At 30.3% G+C, this 809-nt stretch carries 1 protein-coding gene; it reads right to left on the bottom strand.

The window, feature by feature from the left end:
- Positions 1-12 precede the first annotated feature (12 nt).
- Positions 13-809: IS982 family transposase (locus tag J3495_RS19010; RefSeq protein ID WP_210668555.1), on the bottom strand; the 797-nt coding region annotated here is incomplete at its 5' end.

Raw genomic sequence — 809 nt, 5'->3', positions numbered from 1 at the left:
TAATTCAAGTTGCTAGTTAATTGTTTTATTTAATTGTAATCCGAATACAAACAATGTAAGCTTTATTAGAAATCCTTCCAATGTAACAGCATGTATTGTTCTGGGGAATAATTTTTTAATATCGCTGATGGTTGTTTCTACTCTTTTTCTCATTTTTAATTTTTCCATTTTTTGTTCTAAAGTGTCTATTCTTTTGGAATTTGACTTTCTTTGAATCTTCAATAAAATTGCTTTTCTCTGGAAAGCTTTATCTTCTAATCCGTAATCTAAATAAGCACTATCGCCATATATTGAAGCTTCGGCAGGTAATTTATCTATCATTTTTCCCAATGCTTTTGCATCAGCTGTTTTTCCTGGTGTAAAATGAAAAGCTATTGGTATTCCATCTTTTGTTGTAAGCAGCTGCACTTTGACTCCATAAAAATAATTCCTCATACTTGCCGTATAGCCTCTCCATTTTTTATCCTTAAGGATTTTACAATTTGCAATTCTCATATTATTGCATACCGCAACTGGAAAAGAGTCAATGATGTATTGTAGTTCACAACAAAAGTCTTTAAAATAAGAACTTACAATTTCAAATAATTCATATAAAAGTCCGCCTATCTTATGTAAGCGTCTATTAAACCTACTTTTATCAAGCATATTGGGAATAAACCCATATTGTTTCATGAATTTTATGGCTGAGCAATGATTGCCATAAAAACTTGTAGAGGAAACAATTGCCGTTAAGATAATTTCACTATCACAAACTTGTCTTCTAACATCATCTACATGATTAATTCCTTGCAAAATATCATCTATTAAAC

The sequence above is a fragment of the Flavobacterium geliluteum genome (assembly GCF_017948595.1).
GTDB classification, from domain to species: Bacteria; Bacteroidota; Bacteroidia; order Flavobacteriales; family Flavobacteriaceae; genus Flavobacterium; species Flavobacterium flavipigmentatum.
Note: the sequence above shows the minus strand (reverse complement) of the source record. Positions and strands in the feature narration are given on the sequence as shown.